This is a genomic window from Erythrobacter sp. (genome assembly GCF_036351135.1).
In the GTDB taxonomy this organism is placed as follows: Bacteria; Pseudomonadota; Alphaproteobacteria; order Sphingomonadales; family Sphingomonadaceae; genus Erythrobacter.
Genome location: NZ_JAZBON010000013.1, coordinates 31,831 through 56,968, shown reverse-complemented (window position 1 = coordinate 56,968; position 25,138 = coordinate 31,831). Strand labels below are relative to the sequence as shown.

The window sequence follows — 25,138 nt, the reverse complement described above, 5'->3', positions numbered from 1 at the left end:
ACAAAAAACCCCCGCTGTCGCCAGCGGGGGTTTTTCGTCTTGTCGCGAGAGGCCCTAGCCTTCGCTGGGGCTCGCACCGGGCCTTAACGCGGCGCCATGCGGATCGCGCCGTCAAGGCGCACGTCCTCGCCGTTGAAATAGCCGGTTTCGATCATGCACATGGCGAGATTGGCGTATTCTTCGGGGTTGCCGAGGCGCTTGGGGAACGGGACGGACGCGGCGAGCGCTTCCTTCACCTGCGGCGGGGCGGCGTTCATCAGCGGGGTGTTGAAGATGCCGGGAAGGATCGTGTTCACTCGGATGCCCTCGCGCATCAGGTCGCGCGCGATGGGGAGCGTCATGCCGACAACGCCGCCCTTCGATGCTGAATAGGCTGCCTGGCCCATCTGGCCGTCTTCGGCCGCCACGCTGGCGGTGTTCACGACTGCGCCGCGATCGCCGTCTTCCCCGAGCGGATCGAGCGTCATCATGCCAGCCGCCGACTTGGCGATGCAGCGGAAGGTGCCGATGAGGTTCACCTGGATGACGAAATCGAACGCGCTGATCGGGAAGTGCTTGATCTCGCCCGTTTGCTTGTCGCGGCTTGCGGTCTTGATCGCGTTGCCGATGCCGGCGCAATTGACGAGGATACGCTCCTGCCCATGCGCTTCGCGGGCTTTTTCGAAACCTGCATCGACATCCTCGTCGCTGGTCACATTGACCTTGCAGAACACGCCGCCGAGTTCCTCGGCCATCGCATTGCCCTTGTCCTCGTTCATGTCGAAGATCGCGACCTTCGCGCCCTTCGCCGCCAAAGCGCGCGCGGTTGCCGCGCCAAGGCCGGAGGCGCCGCCGGTGACGACGGCGGGGGTGTTGCTCGATACTTCCATTATGCTCTTCCTCTCAGATGGGTCCTTCGAGACGCCTCTGCCTGCAGCTTCGGCTCCTCAGGACGAGCGGGATGTTGAATTCAGTCACCTCCTCCGCTCATCCTGAGGAGGTGAGGACGAAGTCCGAACCATCTCGAAGGACGGTCAAACGCTCTCCACGATCGTGACATTGGCGACGCCGCCGCCTTCGCACATAGTTTGCAGGCCGTATTTCTTGCCGTGGCGCTTCAGCGCATGGACCAAAGTCGCCATCAGCTTGGTGCCTGACGCGCCCAGTGGATGGCCGAGCGCGATGGCGCCGCCATGGACGTTGAGCCGCTCCGGATCGGCACCGGTATGCTTCAGCCAGGCCAGCGGCACGGGCGCAAAGGCCTCGTTCACCTCGTACAGATCGATATCGTCGATCTTCAGCCCGGCGCGTTCCAGCGCCTTGTCGGTCGCAAACAGCGGCTCTTCGAGCATAATGACCGGATCGCCCGCGGTGACGGTGAGGTTATGGATGCGCGCCATCGGGGTGAGGCCATGACGCTTCAGCGCCTCCTCGCTCACCACCAGCACAGCCGAAGACCCGTCGCAGATCTGGCTCGAGGTGGCTGCGGTGATCTTGCCATCCGGGCTGATCAGCTTGACGCCCGCAATCCCGTCGAGCGTCGCGTCGAAACGGATGCCCTCGTCGACCTTGTGCACATCGTCGCCTTCGGGCGTCTCGATCTCCACCGGCACGATTTCGGCATCGAAGGCGCCGGTTTCGGTCGCCATCTTCGCCTTGGTGTGGCTGCCCAGCGCAAAGCTGTCGAGTTGGCCCTTGTCGAAGCCGTGCTTGTTCGCGATCGTCTCAGCGCCCATGAACTGGCTGAACTGGATGCCGGGGAACTTCTCTTCGAGACCCGGCGACTTGTAGTGGCCCAGTCCCTCTTTCATGTGCAGCGTCGCGTTGGAGCCCATCGGCACGCGCGTCATGCTTTCGACGCCGCTTGCGATCACGACGTCCTGCGTCCCGCTCATCACGGCCTGCGCGGCAAACTGGATCGCCTGCTGCGAGGAGCCGCACTGGCGGTCGATCGTGACCGCGGGCACGCTGTCGGGGAGCTTTGAGGACAGGACGCCCATGCGCCCAACCTGCATCGCCTGCTCGCCCGCCTGGCTGACGCAGCCGGTGATGACATCGTCGACCGCCGCCGGGTCTACCCCTGAGCGATCGACGATCGCGTCGAGCGATGCGGCGAGCAGGTCGACCGGGTGAACACCGGCGAGCCGCCCTCCCCTGCGCCCCCCAGCGGTGCGGACGGCTTCGACGATATAGGCTGTGGGCATGCTTTTCCTCTTTCGGACTGCGAGCCGCCGATCGACGGCACTGGGGCGCGGCCACGCACGGATATAAGGGGGCGTACGGGCGCAGGGGGCTTGCGATTTGCCACTCGCCTATTGCAGCCCCCGCCCTGAATCAACCCGGCTCATCGACCCGCAATCTGGCGCCTGCAAGAAAGGGTAGGCGGGCGCGGGGCGACAAGTGCGGTGCAGGCGAGGCTGGTGCGGTCGGTTGACACATGAACGGTGCATGGCCGACCACCTGGCGGCTTGGCGTGACCACCCTCTCGAACAGTCGGTCGGACGGCCAGACCGCCCTGCCGTATGCCCGTTTCCCGCGGGTGTTCACACTAGTGTTGCAATCTCGCTACAGTGTTTGGCCTTTGTTGCAACGCATCGGCCCTCTCGCTTCCCTTACAGGCAGCCATAGGCCAATCGGCACCCCAGGGGCATGCCATTTGCGCGCATTGGCGTACTGTATCCGGACCTCAAAAGCCGTCTCGGATACGCCGTACGAGCGGGGGGCATGCCTGATAAACAGACCGGGAAAGCGGCCGCCCTTTTACGGGTTCCTGCGACAAACCCGGTCGATATCGTACAGATCGTCTGCGGCTCGTGAGCCGCTACAACATGGACCTTGATTGAGGGTAGACAACCATATGAAGATTTCATCGCAACTCCGCCTGGGGGCCGGCAGCATGGCTGTCGGGATCGCCCTGGCCGCCTCGCCCGCCTTTGCACAGGACGCGGAAGTCGTTGAGGTGACGACCGTCGAGGACGAAGGCGAAGTCAACGCCATCGTCGTCACCGGTACGCGTCTGAACGTCAACCCGAACCTGCGCTCGGTCAGCCCTGTTCTCGCTGTCAGCTCCGAGGAAATCGCGGTTCGCGGTGTCGTCGACATCGAAGACCTCACCAACGCGCTGCCGCAGGTCTTCGCCGCTCAGACGGCCGACCAGTCGAACGGCGCCACCGGCACCTCGCAGCTCGACCTTCGCAACCTGGGTCCGCAGCGTACGCTGACCCTGATCGACGGCCGCCGCCTGCCCTACGGCGACTCGGCATCGATCGCGGTCAACCTCGATCTCGTCCCGACCAACCTCGTCGAGCGCATTGACGTCCTGACCGGCGGTTCGTCGGCGGTATACGGTTCGGACGCTGTTTCGGGTGTTGTGAACTTCGTGCTTCGCGACGATTTCGAAGGCGTCGAATTGGACGTGCAATACGGCTTCGCGCAGAGCGACAACGGCCGCACCACTTTCGAAGAAGTGCTCGCCGCCGCTCAGCAGCCGATCCCCGGATCGGTCACCGACGGCGAGGAAATCAGCGCTTCGGTCATCTTCGGTGCGAACATGGCGGACGGACGCGGCAATGTGACCGGCTTCTTCGGCTATCAAAACCGCAACGAGATCCTGCAGCGCGACCGTACCGCTTCGGCCTGTGCGCTGGGCGCCAGCACTGGCGCGAACTCGGCCAACGGCTTTGGTTGTATCGGTTCGTCGAACTTCCGTCGCTACAACAATGTTGCTGACTTCGCGAACACCGACGTGTTCCTCAACGAAGACGGCCAGTTCGTGCCCTTCGTCGGCGGCCCGGCCCAGACCTTCAACTTCGGTCCGCAAAACTTCTTCCAGCGGCCTGCCGAACGCTTCCAGTTCTACACCAAGGCGACCTACGAAGTGGCCGACGGTCACGAACTGTTCGGCGATCTCGCTTATGTCGACAACGTCTCGGATGCGCAGATCGCGCCTTCGGCCTCGTTCGGCTTCTTCCAGCGCAGCATCAACTGCGACAACCCGCTGCTTCAGGGCGACAACGTAACGAACGCAGCCGGTGACACCGGTTCCTTTGCGGAAATCGTACTGCAGTGCTCGGAAGATCAGATCGAGACCGGCCTCAATGAAGATGGCACGCCCGCCATCATCGACGGCATCACCTCGACCTATCGTAACGTCGAAGGCGGTGGCCGTAACTCGCGTCTCGAAAACCGTGCCTTCCGCGCGGTCGGCGGGATCCGTGGCACGTTCGGCGAATTCTTCGATTACGAAGCTTTCGGCCAGTATGCGGCAACGCGCGACGAAGATACCTCGACGAACGATTTCCGGATCGACCGTCTGGGTCAGGCGCTGCTCGTGACGACCGACGACGACGGCAACCCCGTCTGTATCGACCCGTCGAACGGCTGTGTGCCCTACAACATCTTCCAGCGTTCGGCGGACGGCCAGAGCCTCGTTACGCAGGAAGCTCTGGACTTCATCCAGGGCGTCGGCATCACCACCGGTGAAACCGAACAGCTCGTCGTGGGTGCCACGGTCCAGACCGACCTTGCCAATTTCGGTCTTCTCTCGCCGCTCGCCGACGATGTCGGTGTCGGTTTCCTCGTCGGTACCGAATATCGCAAGGATTCGCTCGATGCGACGCCGGACGAGATCAGCCAGCAGCCCGATGGCGGTTTCACCGGCGTCGGCGGCCCGACCCTTCCGGTTTCGGGTGAAGTCGAGGTGTTCGAACTGTTCGGCGAAATCCAGGTTCCGCTGATCACCAACCGTCCGTTCTTCGACGAGCTCGTTTTCAGCGCGCAATATCGTTACTCCGACTACACGGTCGACGGCAACGACGTGCAGAACAGCTTCTCGACCGACACGTACGGCTTCCAGCTGGCCTGGGCTCCGATCCGGGACATCTCGTTCCGTGGTCAGTTCCAGCGCGCCGTTCGTGCTCCGAACGTCGTCGAACTGTTCACCGGTCAGAGCACGGGTCTTCCCGATCTCGCACAGGCGGGCACCGACGCCCAGGGCAACGGGGTCTTCGATCCGTGCTCGGGTACGGTTCCGATCGCCAGTGCCGCCGCTTGCGCCAACACCGGTGTGACCGCGGCGCAGTTCGGCTCGGTTCCCGACGTCATTTCCGGACAGACCCAGGGTGTGTTCGGCGGTAACCCGGAGCTCGATCCGGAAAGCTCGGACACGATCACGGCCGGCGTCGTGTTTCAGCCGACCTTCTTCCCTGGCTTCTCCGCCTCGGTCGATTACTTCAAGATCGAGATCGAGGATGCGATCGTCGCCGGCCTGGGCGCCCAGGTCATTCTGGACAACTGCCTTGCAACCGGCAACGAGACGTTCTGCGATCTTATCAATCGCGATGCGGCTGGCTCGCTCAACGCAAGTGGTCCGGATATCGGCTTCACGCTCACGAACGTGAACGCGGCGGCGCTGGAAAGCGAAGGCTTCGACGCGCAGGTGAACTACAATTACGATATCGGCAGCTTCGGCGGTCTGAATTTCAACTATGCCGGGACCTATCTCCTGGCCCAGGACTTCCAGCCGTTCCCAGGCGCGGATGTCGTGGAGTGTGAAGGCGAGTTCGCCGGCCAGTGCGGTCTGCCGACCTCCCAGTATCGTCACCGTCTGATCACGAGCTGGGAAACTCCGCTTGAAGGTCTGCAGGCCAATATCGTGTGGCGTCACCAGAGCGGTGTCGACAATGACTCCGCCTCGCCGGCTCCGGTCGAACTGGAGCTCAATGCGGTCAACTACGTCGATCTGTCGGTGCAGTGGGAGTTCCTCGACGGCATCACCGGCCGCGCCGGTGTGAACAACGTGTTCGAAGAGAACTTCCCCGTCTCCGTTTCCGCCGGTCCGGCGAATAACGGTAACGGCAACACCTATCCGGGTATTTACGACACCGGACGCTTCTTCTTCGTCGGGCTGAACGTCGCCCTTTAAGAACGAGCAAAACCGAACCTACAGGAAACGGCGGGCGGCAACGTCCGCCGTTTTCTTTTGCGCCGACCACCTTCGCCATAGTCGAAGCAGCGGCGCGACGCTGCGGGGGAACATGACGGCCTCGTCCCCAAGCAAAACCTCTCTCCCAATACAACGCTTCGCGGATGCGAAGCGCGCCTAGTCATCGGGCGGACCAGATGTCCATTTCACCGATAACCCCTATTGGTGTTGCATTCACGTTACACTGGCTCTCATTTCGTGCGCCATCCCTTCCGGCCAGCTTCCCTTGCGCAGCGCTTTGCGTCACCCACACCGCAGGGACTGACTGGCTGATGGCGCATGCAGGGGCGAAAACGTCCCGCGCGCCCCATCGGCGGTACGCCCGTCAGAACATTCGGGGCGAAGCACCCAAACAGGGCAAGTTTTCTCCGAAGGGCAACGTGCCGCGCCGCCGCCCGGCTGCGCGCACTTGGATGAGGGTAAGCACCACATGAAGACTTTGACCAACCTACGACTGAGCGCCGGTTCGCTCGCAGTCGGGATCGCGCTCGCCGCTTCACCGGCGATGGCCCAGGACGCCGACGAGGACCGGGGTCAGGGCAGCGCCGAGGAAACGCAGGACGTGATGGCTCCGCCGGCTGAGGACCTTCCGCCGGCCACCAACGCCATCATCGTCTCCGGTTCGCGTATCGCGCGCCCGACCCTTGGCTCGCCCGTTCCCCTGACCAGCGTCTCGGTCGAAGACCTAACCGAACAGGGCGACATCTCGCTGGGCGATGCGCTCAACGATCTGCCTTCGCTGCGCACCACGTTCAGCCAGGGCAACTCGACCCGCTTCATCGGAACCGCCGGCCTCAACCTGCTCGACCTTCGCGGTCTGGGCACGAGTCGCACGCTGGTTCTCGTCAACGGCAAGCGCCACATCACCGCGCTGCCGGGCGATTACATCGTCGACGTCAACACCATTCCCGTCGACCTGCTCGAACGCGTCGATGTCGTGACCGGCGGTAACTCGGCCGTTTACGGCTCGGACGCGGTCGCCGGTGTCGTCAACTTCATCCTCAAGCGCGACTTCGAAGGCATCGCGGTGCGCGGCCAGGGCGGTATCTCTGGCCGGGGCGACCGCGCAACCCGCTTTATCTCCGCCACCGTCGGCGAGAATTTCGGCGACGGACGCGGCAACATCGCCTTCGCCGCAGAATATGCGAAGTCCGATCCGCTGTTCTTCCGCGATCGCGACGAGCTGACCGGCGCCTTTACCGGTCGCTGCCAGTTCAACGTCGTTTCTGACGACCAGTCGGACGAAGGTCCGTTCGGTTCGGACGGCATCACCGACCTGGAGCCGGTCTGCGGCATCCGCAACGCTTTCATTTCCGACGGCGGTACGGTGGGCCAAGTCTCGGCGACCGAATATCTGCGGTTCGATGAGAACGGCAATCTGTTCGTCGATGCGCCCGACCAGTTCCTGCCCTTCTCCGGCAACGACATCGGCGGTGGCGGTTCGACGCTGCGCAACACCGGCCAGCTTGCCGCCGGGCTCGAGCGCTACACCGCCAACCTGCTGCTGCGCTACGATTTCTCTGACGCGTTCAGCCCGTTCCTCGAAGCGAAGTTCGTCCGCGTCGAAGCCGAGCAGGAAGGCCAGCCGAGCTTCTTCGTCGGCGGTCCGACCTTCGTCGGGGGCAGTCCGCTGTTCTGCGACAACGCCTTCCTCAATGACCAGGCGCTGGCCACTCTTCAGGGTTTCGGACTGTGTTCGGCCGGTCGCACCAATACCGAGACCATCCCGCTCACCCGCTTCAACGTCGACTTCGGCGGGCGCGGCGAACTGCAAACCCGTGATACCTACCGCATCGTCGGCGGGATCGAGGGCGTCTTCAATGACGATTGGAGCTACGAAATCTCGCTCAATTACGGGCGGTTCGAGTCCGAGTTGAACTCGCTCAACAACCTCGTCCTGGCGGACCTCGACGGCAATCCTGACGGCTTCATCCTCGCCGCCGATGCGGTGCTCGACGCCAGTGGCAATCCGGCCTGCCGGGTCAATGTCGACGACGATCCGACCAACGATTCTCCGAATTGCGTGCCGGTCAACGTGTTCGGCTTCGGCGCTCCGAGCCAGGAAGCTCTCGACTTCATCAACACCACCGCAATGCGTGAGGAGAGAGCCGAGCAATTCGTGGCGCTCGCCAGCGTCACCGGCGACCTGTCGCAGCTGTTCGAACTGCCCGGCGGTCCGATCGGCTTCGCGCTCGGCGCCGAATATCGCGAAGAGCGCGCCTTCAGCGCCTTCGACGAGCTGACTGCGAGCGGGGGCACGTTCCTCAACGCGATTCAGCCCTTCGATCCGCCCGCCTTCAAGGTGAAGGAAGCCTTCGGCGAAGTTCAGATCCCGCTGCTGGCCGATCTGCCGTTCGCCGAGGAGCTGACGATCAACGGTGCGGTGCGCGTCTCCGACTACAACACCAATGTCGGCACCGTCTGGGCCTACAACGTAAACGGCATCTATGCGCCGGTTTCGGACATTCGTTTCCGCGCCGGTTACGCAACCTCGGTTCGTGCACCGACGCAGAGCGACCTGTTCTCGCCGCAATCGCAGAACTTCGCGTTCCTGGCCGACCCGTGCGACCAGCAGACCGGTGCGATCAACAATAACCCCAACCGGGCGGCCAACTGCGCGGCGGCGGGCGTGCCGACCACGGTCGATGCCCAGCTCGCCGCGGCGTGCGCAGGCTCGTCCTTCCCGGTCGGGGTGGGCGATCAGTTCACCAACTGTCTGGCGCGGACGGCCTCGACCGGGTTCACCTCGGGCGGAAACCCGGCATTGACCGAAGAGAAGGGCGAATCGCTGACGCTCGGCGTCATCCTCGCCCCGCGCTGGGTTCCCGGCCTGACCTTCACGGTCGACTATTACAACATCGAGATCGAAGATCAGATCGCGGTGCTGGGTGCGCAGACGATCATCAACAATTGCTTCGATGCGCAGACCATCGACAACCCGTTCTGTGCCAATGTACAGCGCGATCCGACAACCGGTCTGTTCGTCGAACCGGCGGTGATCGCGGGCGGCATCAACTTCGCCACGCGCGAGACCGAAGGCATCGACTTCGACCTCGCCTACAACCAGACCTTCGACAACGGTCACCGCCTCAGCCTGCGCGCCATCGCGACGCGCCTGCTGACGCTGACCTTCTTCGAAGACCCGACCGATCCGACCAACCCTAACCGTATCCGGGGCGAGCTGGGCGATCCGAACTGGGCCGCCTCCTTCAACGCGACCTACGATATGGAAGACTTCATCTTCACCTGGTCGGCCCGCTATCTGGGTGCCCAGACGTTCAGCAACATCGAGAACTCGCGTGCGATCCGGGATATCTGCCCGAGCTCGGGCGTGGTCGGATCGTCGGGCGGGACTTGTGTCCCGGGCGAGCTGGCGCTGCTCGATCCGCTCAATGCGGACCAGTTGGACGATCCGACCTTCGATCCGATCCTCTACAACAACTTCCGCCTGACCTATAACGTCGAGGACCGGTACAATTTCTTCGTCGGCGTCGACAATGCGTTCGACGTTCAGCCGCCCTTCGGCCAGCTCGGCACCGCGGGTGGCGATCCTTACGATACGTTCGGTCGCTACTTCTATGCAGGCTTCAACATCGACTTGTAAGTCGAGCGCCTGGAACACGAAAAAGGGCCCCGGTAAACCGGGGCCCTTTTTTGTTGTGCGGCAACAACCGGGCGCTGAAGCGGCCTGCCCGCTCGGGGTCGTTCAGACGATCTCAATCTGCAATTCGCCGTCGCCTTCGTCGACCTTGACCGTCGAACCGTCGAGGACGCGGCCCTCGATCAGCATCTCGGCCAGCGGGTCCTGGAGATAGCGCTGCACCGCGCGCTTGAGAGGACGCGCGCCATACACTGGGTCGTAGCCGACCCGGCCCAGCCAGCGCAGCGCCGCATCGGTGAGGTCGAGCGTGATCTTGCGATCGTCGAGCAGCTTTTGCACCCGCTTGATCTGTATCTCGACGATCGGCGCCATGTGCTCCATCGCCAGGCGGTGGAAGAGGATGATCTCGTCCAGCCGGTTCAGGAATTCGGGGCGGAAATGCCCGCGCACCACCTCCATCACTTGGTCCTCGACATCGGCGACCTTCTGATCGTCGCCAAGGTTCGAGAGGAACTGGCTGCCGAGGTTGGAGGTCAAGATGATGAGCGTGTTGGAGAAGTCCACCACGCGCCCCTGCCCGTCGGTCAGCCGGCCATCGTCGAGCACCTGGAGCAGCACGTTGAACACATCGCCATGCGCCTTCTCGACCTCGTCGAACAGCACCACCTGATAGGGCCGACGGCGAACGGCCTCGGTCAGCACCCCGCCCTCGTCATAGCCGACATAGCCCGGAGGCGCGCCGATCAGGCGAGCGACCGAATGCTTCTCCATGAACTCCGACATATCGATGCGCACGAGCGCCTGATCGTCGTCGAACAGGAATTCGGCGAGCGCCTTGGTTAGCTCGGTCTTGCCGACCCCGGTGGGGCCGAGAAACAGGAAGCTGCCAAGCGGACGGTTCGGGTCCTGCAGCCCCGCCCGCGCACGGCGGACGGCCTTGGACACGGCGAGGATCGCGTCGGACTGTCCGATCACGCGGCGCCCGAGGATCTCCTCCATCTCCATCAGCTTTTCGCGCTCGCCTTCCATCATCTTGTCGATGGGAATGCCGGTCCAGCGAGAGACGACGCTGGCGATATCCTCTTCGGTCACCTCCTCGCGCAATAGCGCATTCTCCGTCAGGTCTTCCGCTTCGGCGAGGCGCTTTTCGAGGTTCGGGATGGTGCCGTAGGAAAGCTCGCCCGCCTTGGCGAGATCGCCCGAGCGCTGCGCCTGTTCAAGCTCCAGCCGGGCGGCATCGAGCTCCTCCTTGATCCGGCCCTCGGCCTCGATCTTGTCGCGCTCGTTCTGCCAGCGCGTGGTCAGTTCGGCGCTCTCCTGTTCAAGCTCGGCGAGTTCCTTGCGCAAGATTTCGAGCCGATCCTTCGAGGCGGCGTCGTCTTCCTTGGCGAGTGCGCTCTCCTCGATCTTCATCTGGATGATCCGCCGGTCGAGCGCCTCGATCTCCTCGGGCTTGCTCTCCACTTCCATGCGGATGCGCGAAGCGGCTTCGTCCATCAGGTCGATCGCCTTGTCGGGCAGGAAGCGGTTCTGAATGTAGCGGTCCGACAATTTCGCCGCGGCGACGATCGCGGTGTCGGTGATGCGCACGCCGTGATGCAGCTCGTATTTGTCCTTGATCCCCCGCAGGATCGAGACCGTGTCCTCGACGCTCGGCTCGTCGATATAGACCGACTGGAAACGCCGCTGGAGCGCGGGGTCCTTCTCGACATATTTCTGATATTCATCGAGCGTGGTCGCGCCGATGCAGTGCAGCTCGCCACGCGAGAGGGCAGGCTTGAGCAGGTTCGAGGCATCCATCTAGCCTTCCGACGCGCCCGCCCCGATCAGCGTGTGCATCTCGTCGATGAACAGGATGATCTGCCCGTCGGCGTTCTTCACCTCGTCGAGCACGGATTTGAGCCGTTCCTCGAATTCGCCGCGATATTTCGCGCCGGCGATCAGCGCGCCCATGTCGAGGCTCATCAGCGTGCGGCCCTTGAGGCTGTCGGGCACGTCGCCATTGGCGATGCGCAGCGCGAGGCCTTCGGCAATCGCGGTCTTGCCGGTGCCGGGCTCGCCGATCAGTGCGGGGTTGTTCTTGGTCCGGCGGGCGAGGATCTGGATGGTGCGGCGGATTTCCTCGTCGCGGCCGATGACGGGATCTAGCTTGCCGTCGCGCGCGGCTTGCGTGAGGTCGCGCGCGAACTTCTCCATCGCGTCGTAATTCGCCTCGGCATTGGCGCTGTCGGCGGTCTTGCCGCCGCGCAATTGCTCGATGGCGGCGTTGAGCGCCTGAGGGGTGACGCTCGCCGCCTTCATCGCCTCGCCCGTCGCGCCGGGCGCAAGGGCGAGCGCGGTCAGCAGCCGTTCGACCGTCACGAAGCTGTCGCCCGCTTTCTCGGCGAGCTGTTCGGCATTGTCGAGCACGCGCACCGCGTCGTTATCGAGCCCCGGCGTCGATTGTGCGCCGCTGCCCGTCACTTGCGCAATCTTCGCCAGCCCCTCATCGACAGCGCTGACGGCAAGCGAAGCTTCGCCCCCGGCGCGCTGGACCAGGCCGGCCGCCATGCCTTCGTCGTCCTCGAGCAGCGCCTTCAAGAGGTGCAGCGGCGTGATGCGCTGATGGTTCATGCGGATCGCGACCGTCTGGGCGCTTTGCAGGAAGCCCTTGGCGCGATCGGTAAACTTTTCGAGATTCATAGAATGTCCCTCATCACAGATGTGCCCTAGACATGTAGTGTTGCATTTTGGCAACACAAGGCCCCGCCGCTTATAGCGGTGTGTTAGCGGACTAGGTGGGCCACCGCTGCGCCTTTCTCAAGTGCCGCTTGACGCCTCGGCGCGTGCCCGCGAAACGCGCCAGAAGAACGTGGACGCGAAAGGCGAACTTTCGGGAGAATGGAATGTCTTGGCTGAAGAGCGGCGCGATCGCGCTCGCCGCATTGGTGGTGGCGATCGTCGTCGGCCTTGCCTCTTGGGAGCCGCTGGTCGCCGAGGAAAGCGCGCCCCCGCCGCAGCGCACCTACAGCGCCGAGATCGTGCGCAGCGAATATGGCGTGCCCTTCATCTACGGCGCCACCGATGCCGACGTCGCCTATGGCGTGGCGATCGCCCATGCGCAGGACGATTTCTTCACGCTGCAGGACGTCGCCGCCATGTCGAAAGGTCGCTACGGCGCCATCGCGGGCGAAGACGGGGCAATGTTCGATTACGCCTATCAACTGCTCGATGCAGGCGGCACGGCGGCGCGCGAATTTCCGCGCCTGCCGGCCGATACGCAGGCGCTGTTCAACGCCTATGCCGCCGGGCTCAACCAATATGCGCGGGAGAACCCGGACGAGGTCAAGCTCTCCGGATTGTTCCCGGTCAACGGCGTCGATGTCGCGGCGGGCTTCGTGCTGCGCCAGCCCTTCTTCTACGGCCTCGGCAACGTCATCGGACCGCTGGTCGAAGGCGAGGAACTGCGGCGCGAATACGGCTCCGACATCCCCGGCTTCCCGCGCGAGGGCACGCAGATCGACCACGCGACGCCGACCCCGATGCCCGGCAATGAAACGGACGATGAGGCCACCACCACCACGCAGGTCCTAGAAACGCAGGCCGATGCGCGCCGCCCGCTCGTCCTGCCAAAGGGCGAGGAGGCGGATCATCTCGGCTCAAACGCCTGGGCGATCGCGCCCGAGCGCACCGACGGGCCGACGGTGCTGATCTCCAACTCGCACCAGCCGCTGCGCGGCGGGGTCGCCTGGTACGAGCTGGGCGTGCAATCGGGCGAAGGCTGGCATTTCACCGGCGCGAACTTTCCCGGATCGCCCTTCCCCTTCCTCGGCCACAATCGCGATCTGGGATGGACCAATACCGTCAACCGGCCTGACATGATCGACGTCTACGAACTCGAGGTGGATGAAGACGCTCTCGCATACCGCCTCGACGACGAATGGCGCGATCTGGAAGTGAAGACCGTCACCCTGCCGGTCCGCATGGGTCCGCTGACCCTGCCGATCCGCCGCACGATCTATCGCAGCGAACACGGGCCGGTGATCCGCAACGACGATGGCTGGTTCGCGATCCGCTATGGCGGGATGGGTTCGGCCGAGCAGCTCGACGCCTATTACCGGATCAACAAGGCGCAAGACTTCGAGGAATGGCAGTCGCAGATCGCGAGGCTGGCGATCCCCTCGACCAATTTCATCTATGCCGATCGCGAGGGCAATATCGCGATGATCTACAACGCCGCGATCCCCGACCGGCCAGAAGACGTGTCCGCTGACTGGCGCGGCATTCTCGACGGGACGCGCTCGGACCTGATCTGGGACGGGCCGGTGGGCTTCGAGGAGATCCCCAGCATCGTCAATCCGGCAAGCGGCTGGCTCTACAATGCGAACAACGAGCCCTTCACAGCGGCGGGCGCAGAGGATGACCTGGCGCCGGGCGATTTCTCGCCGGTGCTAGGGATCGAGCGCAAGCAGACCAACCGCTCCTGGCGCGCCTACAAGCTGATGAGCGAGGCGCAGGTGTTCGACCGCGCGACGCTGGAGGCGATCAAATACGACACCGGATATGAACGGCGCGGCTATCTCGCCGATATGTATGACGCGCTCGGGGCGCTCGATGAAAGCGACCTTACTCCCGACCTCGTCGAAGCGCGCGCGCTGCTGCTGGACTGGGATTTCACTGCCGACAACAAGGGGCGGGCCGATGCGCTTGCCTTGCTGATGATCCGCGACTTCATGTCGGCGGAATATCAGAACAAGGGTGTCTATCCCGACATTCGCGAACATCTGCAGGCGGCGGTCGATCATCTCAGCGAGCATTTCGGGCGGATCGATCCGCCGATGAGCGACCTGCTGCGGCTGCGCCAGGGGGACGTCGATCTGCCGCTCGATGGCGGGTCGGACACGCTTCGGGCCTCCACCACATGGTCGGTAGAGGAGGATGGTCGCCTCGCGCTGGTCCATGGCGACAGCTTCATCCAGTGGGTCGAATTTCCGCAAGACGGCGGGCGGGTGCGTTCGCGCTCGATCCAGCCCTTCGGAGCCGCCACCACCCGGCCGGGTTCGAAGCATTACACCGATCAGATGCGGCTCTATGTCAATCACAGGCTGAAGCCGGTGCGCTTCTACCAGGACGATGTCCGCGCGCATGCCGCGAGCACGATGCGCGTCACCAACGCCTTCTGAGCCGCGACGCCCGATCGTGCGCGCGAAACACTTGATCGGGGCGGCACTCCGGCGCAGAACATTCGCAACCAACAGATCAGCAATCGAGAGGACCTCCCCGCCATGAAGATACGTTTGGCCACCGCCAGCCTGACCGCCATCGGCCTCGCGCTCGCCGCGCCGCACACGCCGGCATTCGCCGAGGCGCATACCGATATGAACGCCAGCGCCGGCGACCTCGAAGAACTCGTTGCGCAGGTGCAGATTCCCTACGAGGAGTTCGAGCTCGAAAACGGCCTAACCGTCATCGTGCATGAGGATCGCAAGGCGCCGATCGTCGGGGTCGCGATGTGGTACAATGTCGGCTCGAAGGACGAGCCCGAGGGCCTCACCGGCTTTGCCCACCTGTTCGAACATCTGATGTTCAACGGCAGCGAAAACGCGCCCAACGACTATTTCCAGTACCTGCAGGAAATGGGCGCGACCGATTATAACGGCACGACCAGTTTCGACCGCACCAACTATTTCCAGACCGTGCCGCGTCCCGCGCTGGAACGCGCGCTGTGGCTCGAAAGCGACCGAATGGGGTATTTCCTCGGCGCAGTCACGCAAGGCAAGCTCGATAACCAGATCGGCGTGGTCCAGAACGAGAAGCGCCAGGGCGACAACCAGCCCGGCGGCCTCGTCTTCTACGAGATCGTCGAAACGCTCTTTCCAAAGCCTCATCCCTATGGCCACACCCCGATCGGCTCGATGGCCGATATCGAGGCGGCCACGCTGGAGGATGTGCGCCAGTGGTTCCGCGACAAATATGGCCCGAACAACGCGACGCTCGTGCTCGCAGGCGACATCGACGCCGCCGAAGCGCGCCCGCTGGTCGAGCGCTATTTCGGGGCGATCGAGCGCGGGCCGGTGAACGATCCGGCGATGGCCGAAATCCCGACCCTGGCCGAACCGGTGCGCACCGTCATGTTCGACCAGGTGCCGGCCACCTCGATCAACATGTACTGGCCCGCGCCCGGCATCACCAGCGAGGAGCTGACTGCGCTCAATGTCGGCACGCAGATTCTCGGCGGCCTCGCCTCGAGCCGGCTCGACGAATTGCTCGTGCGCGACGAACAGCTCGCGGTCAGCGTCAATGCAGGCAATTTCGACTTCCAGCGCGTGGGCGTGCTGAATGTCGGCGCGACTTTGCGCGACGGTGTCCAGCTCGAAACGCTGGAAGCGCGGCTGCAACAGCTGATCGACTGGTTCATCGAGACCGGCCCGACCGAAGACGAAGTGCGCCGCGCGGCGACCAGCAACCTTGCCGGAACGATCCGGGGGCTCGAACAGGTTGGCGGTTTCGGCGGCAAGGCGGTGGCGCTGGCGCGCGGCGAAGTGCTGGCCGGCGATCCCGGCTTCGCGGTCGACCAGCTCGAACTGCTCGCCTCGATTACCCCGGCCGATGTCCAGACGGCCATGCAGAAATGGATGACGCGGCCGGCCATGACGCTCGTCCTCCAACCCGGTGAGCGCACCGGCGAATACGAAGAAGCCTCCAGCGTCGCCGAGGCCGATGCCAGCGCGACCGAACGCGATCCCGCTTCGGAGGAAATCACCGTCACCGTGGAACGGCCCGCACCGCCCATCGACAGCGTGCCGAGCCTCGATTTCCCGGACCTTGCACGCACGACGCTCGCCAACGGCATGCAGCTGACCTACGCGCAGCGCGATGCCGTCCCGGCGACCTATGTGACGATGTCGTTCAATGCCGGTGAAGCCGCCGACCCGGTCGACATGCGCGGCCTCGAATCGCTCGCGCTCGGTTTGTTCGATGAGGGGACGCAGGACCTCTCCAGCCAGGAGATCGCAGAAGAGCGCGAGCGGCTGGGCCTTACGATCAGCACCGGGGGCGGCGATGACCGTTCGAGCTTCACGCTGTCCGCGCTGTCGGCCAACCTTGCGCCCTCGCTCGATCTCATCAGCCAGATCATCCGCGAGCCGGCCTTCAACGAGGGCGATCTGGAACGCGTGCGCGCGCAGACAATCACCGGCATCCGCGCCGAATTGCGCTCTCCGCAGGGCATCGCCATCCGCGCCGCCAACGCGGAGCTGTTCGGCGGGACGACGCCCTATGGCGGATCGAGCACGATCGAGAGTGTGAGCTCGATCGCGCGCGACGATCTGGTCGAGTTCAAGGACAGCTGGATCCGCCCGGACAATGGCGAGGTCTTCGTTATTTCCAGCCTGCCGATGGACACGATCGTTATGCAGCTGAACGAAGCATTCGGCGATTGGGAGGCTCCTTCGACGCCCAAGGGCGAGAAGGACTTCACGGCCATGCCCGATGAGCCCGAAGGCAGCCGCATCGTCCTGATCAACCGCCCCAACTCGCCGCAGAGCTTCATCGCGGCGGGGCAATTGACCGATCTCGATGCGAGCGATCCCGCCTTCGTCGATTTCACCAACGCCAACAACGCGCTGGGCGGCAACTTCCTCGCGCGGCTCAACATGAATCTGCGCGAAACCAAGGGCTGGAGCTACGGCTATGGCGGCGGTCCGCAGGCCAAGGAAAACGCGGTCGCCTATATTTCGGGCGGCGGCGTTCAGGCGGACCGGACGGGCGCCTCCATCGCAGAAATCCGCCGCGAAATCGCCGACTTCCTGAGCTCGCGCGGCGTGACCGAGGAAGAGCTCGCCCGCAACGTCGCGGCCGAGATCGGCGAATTGCCCGGACAGTTCGAAACGTCGAGCGCGGTATTGTCCGCGATGCAGACCCTCGCGCTGTTCGATCGCCCGGACGATTATTACGAAACGCTCGTCGATCGCTACACCGGTCAGACCACGGCGAGCCTCGATGCGGCGGCGCGCGCGGCACTCGACCCCGAACAGTTCGTGTTCATCGTCGTCGGCGATGTCAGCGTCGTGCGCCCGCAGCTCGAGCCGCTCGGACTGCCGATCGAGGTGCGCGAGATGGAGAGCGTCGAAGCGGGCGGATAAGCCGAAGCGACCCGCGCGACGTTACGGCATCGCGCGCTCGCATCGGGGCGCGGGGCGGGAGGCGGCGACGGCGCCGTCCATCCGCGCCCTGCCATGCGTCCGATAGATGTTGAATGCGAGCGGCGCGCGTGTAAAACCCGCGCCCGAACCTCGGGGCGAGCACGTTCCGGGGCAACCCCGCCCTAGAGGAGAGATTTACCGATGTCTGACGTTTCCGGCACCTACAACACCACCGTCAAGAGCCCGATGGGCGATCAGTCGGGCACCTTCACCGTGGTCGACAATGGCGATGGCACCTTCAGCGGCAACATGGCCGGCGGCATGGGCTCGATGGACGTCGAAGAAGGCAAGATCGACGGCAACAAGCTCAACTGGAAGATGAACATGACCGTGCCGATGCCGATGACGCTCGATTGCGAAGCGACCGTCGAAGGCGACACGATGGCGGGCAACGTCAATGCCGGCGCGTTCGGCGCGATGCCGCTGACGGGCACCAAGACCGCCTGACCCGCGGTTTCAACCGGATCACCATGGGCCGTCGGAGTTCGCGCTCCGGCGGCCTTTTTGCGTGCGCCTTGCCCGGGACGAGCGGGTGGGAGGATTGCGGGCCTCGGTTCGTCGCAATATTCGTTCGAATGGCAGCCTCGTCGGAACCATCGCGGCTCTCCGCCAGTTAGTCCCTGTAGATCAATCATTTAGGAGAGAGCTCATGACGACCTATCACGCTGCTTACGAAAATCGTGCCGACGCCGAACGCGCGGTCAACGAACTGCGCAATGCCGGCATTCCGGACCGCGCCATTTCCGTCATCGCCAAGCGCGACCATCTCGACGGCGACAAGCATGTCGGCGGGGTCGAAGCCGATACGGGCGAAGCGGTCAAGGACGTGGTCGGCAAGACCGCGGCAGGTGCCGGCATCGGCGCTCTGCTCGGGATCGGCGCGCTTGCCATTCCGGGTGTCGGCCCATTGGTTGCCGCGGGCGCAATTGCCGAAGTCGCGGCTGGAGGCGCGGCCGTCACCGGTACGGCGGTTGGCGCCGCGGCGGGCGGTATCGCCGGCCTTCTGAGCGATCACGGCGTCGAGCGTGAAGACGCGGACTATTACGAGCGCCGGGTGAACGAAGGCGATGTGCTGGTTCTCGTCGACGGCGACAAGATGGACAACGATCGTCAGGTCGACGACATCCTCTATCGCTACAACGGCACGTCGGCACGCCGAAACTCCGTACATACGTAATCGGCCCGGCGCTCAGATAGCGTCGCAATACATAAGCCCGCCGAGACCCAGACAGGTCTTGGCGGGCTTTTTCGTGATCGGTATGCAGACCGCGGGTTCACGTCCGCCGCAAGCTGTCAGCCCAGCTTGTCCTTCAGGATCTGGTTCACCACTTGCGGGTTCGCCTTGCCCTTCATGGCCTTCATGGTCTGGCCCACGAAGAAGCCGAAGAGCTTGTCCTTGCCGCCCTTGTACTGCTCGACCTTGTCCTCGTTATTGGCGAGGATGTCGTCGATCGCGGCTTCGATCGCGCCCGTATCGGAGACCTGCTTCAGCCCCTCGGCCTCGGCGATTTCGGCGGGCTCGCGGCCTTCCTTCAGGACGATCTCGAAGATTTCCTTCGCCTGTCCGCCGCTGATCTCTCCCTTGTCCTGCATCGCGAGGATCGCCGCCTGGCGCTCGGCAGTGGCGTGGGCGGGGTCGGCCTCGTCGCCGAGTGACTTCATGACGCCCGGCGCGACCGAAAGCGCCCAGTTGGCGACCTGCGTGGCGACGGTCTTCTCGTCCTTGCCGATGGCGCTTGCGGTTGCGCTGAGCAGGGTTTCAAAGCGCGCGAATGTCTCGACCTCGGCGGTCAGCTCGCGCGCATTGTAGGGCGTCAGGCCAAGCTGGCTTTCGTAACGCGTGCGCTTGGCATCGGGCAATTCGGGCAGGCTCGCGCGGCATTCTTCGAGAAAGTCGTCCTCGAGCACCAGCGGCAGTAGATCGGGATCGGGAAAATAGCGATAATCGTGCGCGTCTTCCTTGCTCCGCATTGTGCGCGTCGTGCCCGTACCGGGGTCGAACAGCCGTGTCTCCTGATCGACCGTTCCGCCGCCCTCGATCACGTCGACCTGGCGGTTGGCCTCGTACTCGATGACCTGCATGACGAACCGCACCGAATTCACGTTCTTGGTCTCGGTCCGCGTGCCGAATTCCTCGCCCGGCTTGCGCACCGAAACATTGACGTCCGCGCGCATCGAGCCTTCTTCCATGTTCCCGTCGCACGAGCCGACATAGCGCAGGATCGAGCGCAGCTTCCTTACATAGGCTCCGGCTTCGGCTGGCGAGCGCATGTCGGGGCGCGAGACGATCTCCATCAGAGCGACGCCGCTGCGGTTGAGGTCGACATAGGACATGGTCGGATGCTGATCGTGCATCAGCTTGCCCGCATCCTGTTCGACATGGATGCGCTCGATACCGATCACCTTGTCTTCGGGAATGCCGCCCTTCTCGTCCGCCTCGATCAGCAGCTGCCCTTCGCCCACCAGCGGGTGGTAGAGCTGGCTGATCTGGTAGCCCTGCGGCAGGTCGGCATAGAAGTAGTTCTTGCGGTCGAAACGCGACCACGTGTTGATCTCTGCCTCGATCGCCATGCCGGTGCGCACCGCTTGGCGAATGCATTCGCGATTGGGCACCGGCAGCATCCCGGGCATCGCCGCATCGACCAGGCTGACCTGCGTGTTCGGCTCCGCGCCGAAAGCGGTCGAGGCGCCGGAAAACAGCTTGGCATTGCTTGTCACCTGCGCGTGAACCTCGAGGCCGATCACGACCTCCCATTCGCCGGTCTGCCCCTCAATCCGATAGTCGCTCATGATTCACCCTTTTCCTGACCCGAACGCGGCCACCCATTCGATGCCGGTGGGGGCCGGGAACAGGACGGCATCTCTACCAGCACCTTTATACCACACAACTCCCCATTGAACGTGCGCCCCTTACGCCTCGCCGCTGCCCCCACCAAGCTATTGGACATGAACGGTTTTGCGCCTAATGATCCGGTGATGCCGCGCATGCAGACCGCTCCTTCGCCCGCCGCGCCCCCGCTCGCGCAGGCATCGGCCACCCGCGGCGGCCGGCCGGGGCGCCTCGCCGATGTCGATATGCGCGCCAACGGCTTCGACACGATCCGGCTGATTGCGGCGATCGCGGTCATCCTAAGCCACGCTTTCCCGCTGACCGGGGCAACCGAGCCGCTCGAATGGGCGAGCGGCGGCCAGATCACGATCGGGGCGCTGGCGGTTTCGATCTTCTTCCTGATCAGCGGCTACCTCATCCCTGCCAGCCTCGATCGCGGCAGCCTTGCGCGCTATGCGACGAAGCGAGCGATGCGGATCATGCCGGCGCTGGTCGCGGCGGTGCTGGTTTGCGTGGCCGCGCTTGGACCGCTCGTCACCAAACTTTCGATCGGCGCCTATTTCGGCGATCCCGCGACATGGCGGTTTCTGGGTCATGCGGTGTTCCTGCCTGTTGGCTTCGACCTGCCGGGGGTCTTTACGGCTCAGCCGCTTTCCGCGGTGAATGGCAGCTTGTGGAGCCTCAAATACGAGGTCGCCTGCTACATCCTCGTGCCCATCGCCTTCGCATTTGGGGCCTTGCGCCGCGTCGTCGTCGTGCTCGGCTGGCTAGCCAGCTTTGCGATCGCGTGGGCCATTCCCGAGGGCACCGGCGGAGTGTTCTACTTCCTCGACCTCTTTGCGCAGCTCTACCGCTATTTCGGAACCGGCATGCTGCTTTATCTTTTCGCCGACCGGATCCCGCTTCGGCGCGACTGGGCGCTATGGGCGGTCATCGCCTGCGGCTTCGCGATCCTGACCCCGTTCTTCGCCGAGGCGATGGCGACCCTTGGTGCCTATGCGATCGTCTATTTTGCCTATCACTGCCCGCAATGGTTCCGGGACGTGACGGCGCGCGGCGACATTTCCTACGGCGTCTATGTTTACGCCTTCCCGATCCAGCAACTGTTCGTGCCTCTCAGCTTGGGCGGTATATTGGGCGCACTGGCGGCGCCCTGGGCGGTCAATTTCCTGATTGCGCTACCACTGTCGCTACTAGCCGGACTGGTTTCCTGGGTGGCGATCGAGAAGCCCTTCCTTCTACTCGGGCGCAGCCGGCGTCCGGTCCGGCCCAGTCTCGCCTAGACCAGGCGCGGGAGCGCCCTGCGTCAATCCTCGTCGCGCTCGTGCTCACCGTCCGACAGGGCTCGCCCGTCGCTGTCGAACCGCGCCTCGCCCGCGTCGATCCGGCCTTTGAGCAGCAGTGGGATCGCCATCACCAGCATAACCGCGATGGCAATCGCCACGCCGGTCCACTCGAGCAGGCTCACCGCGCTTCTTCCAGCTCGAGCAGGTCCTCTTCCACCGCCTTCATCTCGGCGCGCACGACCTGATCGAACTTGCGCGAGCCGGTCACCGAGATTTCCTCGAGCAAGAGCACGCTCAATGTGCGGTATTCGGGATAATTCGCCAGCTCGCGCACGGTCGCTGCGAAAAGCGGACCGTTGCGCATCTTGAGCTTTGGATCGAGCTGCGCGTGGAGCGACTTGAGCAATTCGACATAAGCGAAATAACGCTTGTTGGGTTCGGTGTTCTGCGGCGCGACCTGCGCCTGACGCGCCGAGGCTCGCAACAAAGCGAACGCGCCAAGCCATGCGGGCACGGCAAAGCCAAGAATGATGACCGCGATAATGGCGAGTTCGAAATTGGTCACCACCATTTCTCCGGCGCATGGTCGAACCCGGCGCGTTGCTGGATGGCGAGCCCTGCATCGAGCACGCTCTGTTCGTCGAAGGGCTTGCCGACCAGCTGCAGGCCAAGCGGCAGACCGTCCGGGTTCAGCGTCGCGGGCACGCTCATCGCCGGCAGTCCGGCGAGCGATGCGGGTACGGCGAAAACGTCGTTCAGATACATGGTCAGCGGATCGTCCTCGAGGCTGCCCAGCGGAAAGCTCGCGGTCGGCGTGGTCGGCGCGAGGATGACGTCGCACGCATCCCAAGCCTCTTCGAAGTCGCGCGCGACCAGTGCGCGGACCTTCTGCGCCTGATTGTAATAGGCGTCGTAGAACCCTGCCGAGAGCACATAGGTGCCGATCAGGATGCGGCGCTTGACCTCGTCGCCGAAGCCGTCGTGGCGGGTCTTGGCATACATGTCCTGCAAACCAGCGCCGCTTGTCCCGGCCCCCGAGCCGGGATCCGGTAGCGAACGCGGGCCGTAGCGCACGCCGTCATAGCGTGCGAGGTTGGACGAGGCTTCGGCTGGCGCGATGATGTAATAGGCGGGAAGCGCGTATTTCGTATGCGGCAAGGATATATCGACGATTTTCGCGCCTGCATCCTTCAGCCACGCCTTGCCCTGTTCCCAGCTGTCGAGGATCGCCTGATCGGTCCCCTCCATCCGGTATTCCTTGGGAATGCCGACGCGCTTGCCCTTGAGGTCGGCATTGAGCGCGCTCTCCCAGTCGGGCACATCCATCTTGAGGCTGGTCGCGTCCTTCGGGTCGAAGCCCGCCATCGCGCGGAGCATGATCGCGCAATCCTCAACGCTGCGCGCCATCGGGCCGGCCTGATCGAGCGAGGAGGCGAATGCCACCACGCCCCAGCGCGAGCAGCGGCCATAGGTCGGTTTGATCCCGCAAATGCCGGTGAAAGCGGCGGGCTGGCGAATCGAGCCGCCGGTGTCGGTGCCGGTCGCGGCGGGCGCAATCCGCGCTGCGACCGCGCTGGAAGAGCCACCTGAGGAACCTCCGGGCGACATGGCGGCGTTGGTGCCTTCCTTCTTCCAGGGCGAGGCGACATTACCGAAATGGCTGGTTTCGTTGGAAGAGCCCATCGCGAACTGATCGAGATTGAGCTTGCCCAGCATCCCGGCGCCCGCGGCCCACAGATTGCTCGACACGGTGCTTTCGTAAGGCGGCTCGAACCCTTCGAGGATGTGGCTTGCCGCGGTGGTCTGCACGCCCTTGGTGGCGAACAGGTCCTTCATCCCGATCGGCACGCCGCCCATCGCGCCCAGTTCCTCGCCCCTGGCGCGCTTGTCGTCGATCAGCTCGGCGGCGGCGAGCGCATGATCTGGCGTAGTGACGATGAAGGCGTTCAGTTCGGCGGCTTCCGCGACCGCGGCGTTAAAGCCTTCCGCCACTTCGCGCGCGGTGAAGTCGCCGGCGGCGACGCCGTCGCGGATGGCTTTCACGCCGAGGGAAGTCAGGTTGGTCATATCTCAAAAACCGTTCGTGCTGAGCTTGTCGAAGCACCTGTTCGAGCGAAGCCGAGAACCCGTTCTTCGCTCTCGGCTACGCTCGAGCGCGCCCTTCGACAAGCTCAGGGCGAACGGAAATTGTGCTGCGGGATCCTATTCGATCACCTTGGGCACACCGAAAAAGCCGTGCTCGGCGACCGGCGCGTTGGCGAGCACGTCCTCGCGGCGGCCGCCGGCAGTTTGCGGATCGGCATCGACCTCGTCTTCGCGCAGGCGCAGCGTGTTGGGGATCACCGCGGACATCGGCTCGATCCCGGTCACGTCGACCTCGCCCAGCTGCTCGACCCAGCCCAGGATGTTGTTGAGTTCGGGCACCAGCGCCTCGAGCTCGGCATCGTGCATGTCGATGCGCGCCAGCTTGGCGATCTTGGCGACCATTTCCTTGTCGACCGACATCGGCCTCGTTCCTCTGCTATGCGCGGCGCGGCGCGCTCAATTGTCCGGCATGGTCGGCTGGGGCGGCGGCGGCGCGCCTGCGCCCCCCGGCCCCGCCGTCTGCGGCCCGTCACTCGGAGCCGCACCCGGCCCCGCGCCCAGCCCGGACTGCATCGCGCGTTGCAGGATGCCCAGATTGCGATCGAACATCTCGCGGCTCATGAAATCCACAACTTCGATTTCGAAGACGAGATCGGCATTGGGCGGGATCGGCGCGCCTGGCGGAGGCTCGGCGCCATAGGCCATATCGGCCGGGATGTAGAGTTCGTAGCGGCCGCCTTTGCGCATCTGCTGGAGGCCCTGGTAGAAGCCTTCGATGGTCGCGTCCTCCTCGACCGGGAACGGGCTCCCTTCAGGAAACACGCCCGCAACGGGAAGCGGAATGTCCTGCGATTCGTCGAACACCTCGCCGGTTGCGGCGAGGCTGCCCCGGTATTTGACGAAGACCATGTCGCCTTCTTCGGGCGTCGGGCCGGTGCCCTCGACGATGGTGTCGATGCTGAACCCCTTGGGCACCGCGGCGAAGGCCAGTCCCGCGCCCAGGAGCACGGCGATGACGACGCCGAGCCAGATCTTGGTCAGCGAACCCTTTGCGACGGGCTGCAACGGCACGCGGGTGACTTCGGTCATGTGTGATCCCAGTTCGAAGGCGCCCGATAAACAAAAGGGCGCGGAAATTTCCCGCGCCCTGATGGCTTATCGCGTAATGCGTTTCAAGCGCTTGTGCACGGC

Annotated in this window: 15 protein-coding genes and 1 pseudogene; 7 read left to right on the top strand and 9 right to left on the bottom strand. The window is 64.1% G+C overall.

The features are described from left to right. Positions 1 to 83 precede the first annotated feature (83 nt). Together V2I30_RS03825 and V2I30_RS03820 are read right to left on the bottom strand one after the other, a co-directional pair. On the bottom strand, positions 84 to 869 hold the full coding sequence (locus tag V2I30_RS03825) for an SDR family NAD(P)-dependent oxidoreductase (RefSeq protein ID WP_330660745.1): 786 nt from the start codon (positions 867 to 869) through the stop codon (positions 84 to 86). A 144-nt stretch (positions 870 to 1,013) separates the two neighbouring features. After that, entirely contained in the window at positions 1,014 to 2,183 is a 1,170-nt protein-coding gene (locus V2I30_RS03820; RefSeq protein WP_330660744.1) for an acetyl-CoA C-acetyltransferase, read from the bottom strand. A gap of 692 nt (positions 2,184 to 2,875) precedes the next feature. On the opposite strand from V2I30_RS03820, the gene V2I30_RS03815 reads away from it, so the two are divergent. Further along, positions 2,876 to 5,902: a TonB-dependent receptor domain-containing protein gene (locus V2I30_RS03815; protein ID WP_330660743.1), complete on the top strand. Its 3,027-nt coding sequence runs from the start codon at positions 2,876 to 2,878 to the stop codon at positions 5,900 to 5,902. A gap of 490 nt (positions 5,903 to 6,392) precedes the next feature. Continuing rightward, positions 6,393 to 9,566 carry a TonB-dependent receptor domain-containing protein gene (locus V2I30_RS03810; RefSeq protein ID WP_330660742.1) on the top strand — a complete coding sequence of 1,058 codons (3,174 nt, stop codon included), beginning with the start codon at positions 6,393 to 6,395 and terminating at the stop codon, positions 9,564 to 9,566. Positions 9,567 to 9,668: 102 nt separating this feature from the next. Here the strand turns inward: V2I30_RS03810 and clpB are convergent. Then, a pseudogene (gene clpB / locus V2I30_RS03805) lies at positions 9,669 to 12,245 on the bottom strand (ATP-dependent chaperone ClpB). Between the two features lie 203 nt (positions 12,246 to 12,448). On the opposite strand from clpB, the gene V2I30_RS03800 reads away from it, so the two are divergent. From V2I30_RS03800 to V2I30_RS03785, 4 genes are all read left to right on the top strand, one after another. Beyond that, on the top strand, positions 12,449 to 14,725 hold the full coding sequence (locus tag V2I30_RS03800; RefSeq protein ID WP_330660741.1) for an acylase: 2,277 nt from the start codon (positions 12,449 to 12,451) through the stop codon (positions 14,723 to 14,725). A gap of 102 nt (positions 14,726 to 14,827) precedes the next feature. After that, complete coding sequence (locus V2I30_RS03795) at positions 14,828 to 17,686, top strand: M16 family metallopeptidase (protein WP_330660740.1); 2,859 nt, start codon at positions 14,828 to 14,830, stop codon at positions 17,684 to 17,686. A gap of 201 nt (positions 17,687 to 17,887) precedes the next feature. Next, positions 17,888 to 18,193, top strand: a complete 306-nt coding sequence (locus V2I30_RS03790; RefSeq protein ID WP_330660739.1) for a hypothetical protein — start codon at positions 17,888 to 17,890, stop codon at positions 18,191 to 18,193. 202 nt (positions 18,194 to 18,395) lie between these two features. Further along, positions 18,396 to 18,923 (top strand): general stress protein, encoded by a 528-nt coding sequence (locus tag V2I30_RS03785; protein ID WP_330660738.1) that lies wholly within the window; start codon positions 18,396 to 18,398, stop codon positions 18,921 to 18,923. A gap of 116 nt (positions 18,924 to 19,039) precedes the next feature. On the opposite strand, the gene gatB is transcribed toward V2I30_RS03785, so the two are convergent. Next, positions 19,040 to 20,536, bottom strand: coding sequence for an Asp-tRNA(Asn)/Glu-tRNA(Gln) amidotransferase subunit GatB (gene gatB / locus V2I30_RS03780; protein WP_330660737.1), 1,497 nt, complete (start codon positions 20,534 to 20,536; stop codon positions 19,040 to 19,042). A gap of 156 nt (positions 20,537 to 20,692) precedes the next feature. Between gatB and V2I30_RS03775 the strand changes: the two genes are divergently transcribed. After that, positions 20,693 to 21,859 carry an acyltransferase family protein gene (locus V2I30_RS03775; RefSeq protein WP_330660736.1) on the top strand — a complete coding sequence of 389 codons (1,167 nt, stop codon included), beginning with the start codon at positions 20,693 to 20,695 and terminating at the stop codon, positions 21,857 to 21,859. Positions 21,860 to 21,882: 23 nt separating this feature from the next. Here V2I30_RS03775 and V2I30_RS03770 read toward each other — a convergent pair whose 3' ends face one another. From V2I30_RS03770 to V2I30_RS03750, 5 genes are all read right to left on the bottom strand, one after another. Beyond that, complete coding sequence (locus V2I30_RS03770; protein ID WP_330660735.1) at positions 21,883 to 22,044, bottom strand: glutamyl-tRNA amidotransferase; 162 nt, start codon at positions 22,042 to 22,044, stop codon at positions 21,883 to 21,885. Further along, positions 22,041 to 22,427, bottom strand: a complete 387-nt coding sequence (locus V2I30_RS03765) for a hypothetical protein (protein WP_330660734.1) — start codon at positions 22,425 to 22,427, stop codon at positions 22,041 to 22,043. The genes V2I30_RS03770 and V2I30_RS03765 overlap by 4 nt, the downstream gene beginning before the upstream one ends. Then, a complete protein-coding gene (gene gatA, locus V2I30_RS03760; protein WP_330660733.1) occupies positions 22,424 to 23,929 on the bottom strand; it encodes an Asp-tRNA(Asn)/Glu-tRNA(Gln) amidotransferase subunit GatA in 1,506 nt (501 codons plus the stop codon). Before gatA ends, V2I30_RS03765 begins: the two co-directional genes overlap by 4 nt. A 135-nt stretch (positions 23,930 to 24,064) precedes the next feature. Then, entirely contained in the window at positions 24,065 to 24,367 is a 303-nt protein-coding gene (gene gatC, locus V2I30_RS03755; protein ID WP_330660732.1) for an Asp-tRNA(Asn)/Glu-tRNA(Gln) amidotransferase subunit GatC, read from the bottom strand. A 36-nt stretch (positions 24,368 to 24,403) separates the two neighbouring features. Next, positions 24,404 to 25,036: an FKBP-type peptidyl-prolyl cis-trans isomerase gene (locus V2I30_RS03750; RefSeq protein ID WP_330660731.1), complete on the bottom strand. Its 633-nt coding sequence runs from the start codon at positions 25,034 to 25,036 to the stop codon at positions 24,404 to 24,406. Positions 25,037 to 25,138: the final 102 nt, after the last annotated feature.